Source organism: Thermoflexus sp., from assembly GCF_040289485.1.
GTDB lineage: Bacteria > Chloroflexota > Anaerolineae > Thermoflexales > Thermoflexaceae > Thermoflexus.
Map to the genome: position 1 here is coordinate 1 of NZ_PSLG01000106.1, position 3,847 is coordinate 3,847.

Here is a 3,847-nt window from a genome sequence, read left to right on the forward strand (position 1 = left end):
TCCGTGCGGGCGTGCCCCGTCGGAAAGCTTCATGGCCGAAATGGCTGATAATAAAAATGTCAGCTGTTGTCAACCCTCACACCGGCTTGAAGGCCTCAAAGGGCTGCTGGCACGCCTGGCAGTAAAACAGGGCTCGACACGAGGTCGGCCCGAACAGGTTCTCCATGCGGGTTTGGGTGGAGCCACAGAAAGGGCAGGGCACCAGCTCCAGGGCGGCCGGTTCGGGGGCCAGGGGGAGCGCAGCCTGTGGTGCCCCTTCCACCGGGGCCGCCGGCGGCGGGGCGATGCCCAATTCCCGCAGGGCCGCCCGCGCCCGCTCGTTCATACGGTCCGGCGTCCACGGCGGCCGGTAGATCCGCCGCACCCGCACCGACCGAACCCCCAGGGCCTGCACCCGCTCCACAATCTCCCGTTCCATCGCCACCAGGGCGGGGCATCCCACGAAGGTCGGCGCGAAGTCGACTTCCACCGCCTCGCCCTCCACCCGGACCGCATAGATCAGGCCCAGGTCCACCACCGAGACGGTAGGGATCTCCGGATCCTTGACCGCCTCCAGGGCGGCCAGGATCTCCTCCGGGGTCAGTGCCATCCCTCCCTCCGCTCGATGGCTCACCAGGTCTCCCCCAGGCCAGAGCGGGCCACCTTCTGAAAATCCGCCAGCAGGTCGCTCAAATGCGCCGTGTGCCGGCCGACGCGTCCGCCGTAGACCGGCGCGCCCGTGGGGACGCGCAGCGTCGCCGCTTCCAGAACGGGCCGGACCTCCGCCTCCCATCGGGACTGCAACTCGGCCTCCGGGGGCTTCACCCCGGCTTCCACCAGCAAGGCCTGCTGGGGCAGGGGCTCGAACAGCCCCAGGGCGTGGGGCCAGGCCAGGTCCAGCGCCGCCTGCATCCGGCGATGGCTCTCCTCCGTCGCATCCCCCAGCCGCAGCACCCAGGCCCGGCTGTGCATCAAATGATAGGTCTCCTCCCGCCGGACCTTGGTCGCCGCCTCGGCCAGCGGCGGATAGGCGCTGGCCATGAGGGCTTCCAAGCGGACCTTCTCGGCGTAGTCGAACAGGAACTGACGGACCACCGTGAAGGCCCAATCCCCCCGGGGCAGCTCCACCAGGGTGGCGTTGCGGAACTCCGGCGGATCCCGGAAGTAAGCCATGCGGTCCGGATCCGGCCACCCCAGTTCCTGGAGCAGGGTATACCAGAGCACGGCGTGGCCGATCTCGTCCTGGGCGATGCTGGCCATGGCGATGTCCGCCTCCAGGATCGGCGCGTGGCCCACCCACTCGCTGTCCCGGTGGCCCAGCAACACCTCATCATCGGCCAGCGCTGTCAGGAACGCCCCCAGCGCCTCCCGCAAGGGATCTGGGAGGGCCTCGCGCGCTTCAGACTTCCGGGAGGGATTGGCCATGGCTCTCCATCCACCTCCGCACCCGCTCGGCCACGCGGAAGCCCTTGGGCTCCCGGTAGTCCTTCTCCAAGGCCGAGGCGAAGAGGGCCTCCGCCTCCTCGGCCCGGGTGCTGTGGATGGCCTCCGCCGGGACCACCCACAGGCTCACGCAGCGGCCGCGGCGGGCGAACTGCTCCTTGGCCAAAAGGAGGGCCATCTCGGGGTCCGGGGCGTGGACCGCCCCCACGTGCACATGGGGATCCCCCCGCTTCTCCTGCAGGAACACCTCATAGACCGGCCATTGGGTGTCGGCCATTGCCGTTCCCCTCCGTGGCGCGGGCGGCCTTCGCCGCCAGGGCCTCGCGGACCCAACGCCCCTCCTCGTGGGCGCGGCGCCGGGCGGCCAGGCGCTCGACGTTGCATGGGCCGTCGCCCCGGATCACCCGCCAGAACTCCTCCCAATCCGGCTCGCTGAACCGCCAGTGGCCGGTCTCAGGGTCGTAGCGCAGGTTCGGATCGGGGATCGTCAGGCCCAGGCGCAGGACCATGGGTGCGTATTGGTCCACGAACTCCTGGCGCAACTCGTCGTTGGTCTTGGTCTTGATGCGCCAGCGCAGCAGCGTCGGCGTGTGCACCGAGTCGCGATCCGGCGGGCCGAAGAGCATCAGGGCCGGATACCACCAGCGGTTGACAGCCTCCTGGATCATCTGGCGCTGGGCGGGGGTCCCTGTGGCCAGGGCGACGAAGGCGTCGTAACCCTGCTTGATGTGGAAGGACTCCTCGTAGCAGATCCGCCTCATCGCCCGGGCGTAGGGGCCGTAGGAGCCCTGGGCCAGCATCAACTGATTCACCACGGCGGCCCCGTCGATCAGCAGGCCGATGGCCGCCACATCGGCCCAGGTCACGGCAGGGTAGTTGAAGACCACGGAGTATTTGGCCCGGCCGGCGAGCAAGGCCTCGATCATCTCCTCCCGGCTCGGCCCGAGGGTCTCCGCCGCCCGGTAGAGCAACTGGCCGTGACCCCCCTCGTCTTGGACCTTGGCGATGAGGATCAGCTTGCGGCGCAGGGAGGGCGCGTGGGGGATCCAGCCGCCCTCGGGGAGCATGCCAACGATCTCGCTGTGGGCGTGCTGGGAGATCATGCGGATCAACTGGCGGCGGTATTCCTCAGGCATCCAGTCGGTCGGCTCGATCTTCTCCCCCCGGGCGATGCGGGCTTCGAACTCCGCCAGGCGGGCCTCGTAGTCCGGGCCCTCCTGCGGCGGGGGGGCCTGTTCGGGGACCGGGATGGCTTGGCCGCGGATCTGATAAACCGGCATAGGCCCCTCCTTCCGCCAGGGATCCAAGGCGCTCACTCCTTCGGGTCGGCCAGGAGGCCGCGCGCGGCCCAGTCGACGAAGGCCGCGGCGATCTGCTCCGGCGAGAGCGGACCCTTCGGGCGATACCAGACAGCCACGCCGTTCAGGGCGGTCAGGATGAAACGGGTGACGAGGGGCACGTCCAGATCCGCCCGGAACACGCCGGCCCGCTGGCCCTCCGCCAGGATCTCCCGGAACAGCCCCTCGTAAGCATCCCGCAGGGCCAGGACGGCCTGGCGGCGCTTCGGGCTCAGGGCCCGCCATTCATGGTTGAAGACCACCGCCGCATCCTGACGCTCAGTGACCACCCGCAGATGGGCGGCGACCGCCTGGCGGAGCTTCTCCAGGGGCGGCTGCTCGGAGCGGACAATCGGCTCCAGCCCCGAGAGGAAGGCCTGAGCCGCCTCGCCCACGATCTCCCAGAGGAGCTCCTCCTTGGCGGCGATGTGGGCATAGAGGCTGCCTCCCTGCAGGCGGAGAGCCGTGGCGATGTCCCGGATGGACGTGCCGTAATAGCCCCGGCGGCTGAACAGCCGCCCCGCCACCCGAAGGATCTCCTGTCGCCGGTCACCGCTGCTCTGTCGCCCCATGTTTTTTTACTAACGAACGTTCGCTTAAATTATAAGGGCATGCAGGTGTCCTGTCAAGAGGCTGGACCCGGAAGGATCCGGGCGTCGGGCAGGAGGGCGGCGGCCAAAGGCAAGCCTTGCTGGGCGGCCGAGGCGGGGGTCTTCCCAGAAGGGAATCCCGGCGGTGGTTCGCGGGCCCAGGGGATCCCGGCCGCGCCGGGGCGGATCCCGCGCAGAACCTGCCCTCGGCGCGGCCGGGCGCGAGGGGCTACTTGATCTCCACGACGGCGCCCACCGCCTCCAGTTTGGCCTTGGCGTCCTGGGCCACCTCCTTGCTGACCCCTTCCAGGACCGCCTTGGGGGCGGCCTCGACGAGGTCCTTGGCCTCCTTGAGACCCAGGTTGGTCAACTGGCGCACCACCTTGATGACCTCGATCTTTTTCGGCCCAACCTCCTTGAGGATGACGTCGAACTCGGTCTTCTCCTCAACGGCCGGGGCGGCGGCGGGGGCGCCGGGGGCCGCCGCGGGGACGGCCA

6 protein-coding genes are annotated in these 3,847 nt (G+C 69.5%); all 6 read right to left on the minus strand.

Going from position 1 to position 3,847, the window contains the following annotated elements; all coding sequences use genetic code 11:
• Window positions 1-76: 76 nt before the first annotated feature.
• A complete protein-coding gene (gene paaD, locus C4313_RS11280) occupies window positions 77-589 on the minus strand; it encodes a 1,2-phenylacetyl-CoA epoxidase subunit PaaD (protein WP_352429951.1) in 513 nt (170 codons plus the stop codon).
• 20 nt (window positions 590-609) lie between these two features.
• Entirely contained in the window at window positions 610-1,404 is a 795-nt protein-coding gene (gene paaC, locus C4313_RS11285) for a 1,2-phenylacetyl-CoA epoxidase subunit PaaC (protein WP_352429952.1), read from the minus strand.
• The gene (gene paaB, locus C4313_RS11290) at window positions 1,379-1,699 is read right to left on the minus strand and encodes a 1,2-phenylacetyl-CoA epoxidase subunit PaaB (RefSeq protein WP_352429953.1); all 321 of its coding nucleotides are present in this window, start codon (window positions 1,697-1,699) and stop codon (window positions 1,379-1,381) included. The genes paaC and paaB overlap by 26 nt, the downstream gene beginning before the upstream one ends.
• The gene (gene paaA / locus C4313_RS11295) at window positions 1,671-2,702 is read right to left on the minus strand and encodes a 1,2-phenylacetyl-CoA epoxidase subunit PaaA (protein WP_352429954.1); all 1,032 of its coding nucleotides are present in this window, start codon (window positions 2,700-2,702) and stop codon (window positions 1,671-1,673) included. The genes paaB and paaA overlap by 29 nt, the downstream gene beginning before the upstream one ends.
• 32 nt (window positions 2,703-2,734) lie before the next feature.
• Window positions 2,735-3,286: a TetR/AcrR family transcriptional regulator gene (locus C4313_RS11300; RefSeq protein ID WP_352429955.1), complete on the minus strand. Its 552-nt coding sequence runs from the start codon at window positions 3,284-3,286 to the stop codon at window positions 2,735-2,737.
• A 292-nt stretch (window positions 3,287-3,578) separates the two neighbouring features.
• On the minus strand, window positions 3,579-3,847 hold a 269-nt coding region (gene rplL, locus C4313_RS11305), incomplete at its 5' end, for a 50S ribosomal protein L7/L12 (protein ID WP_352429956.1).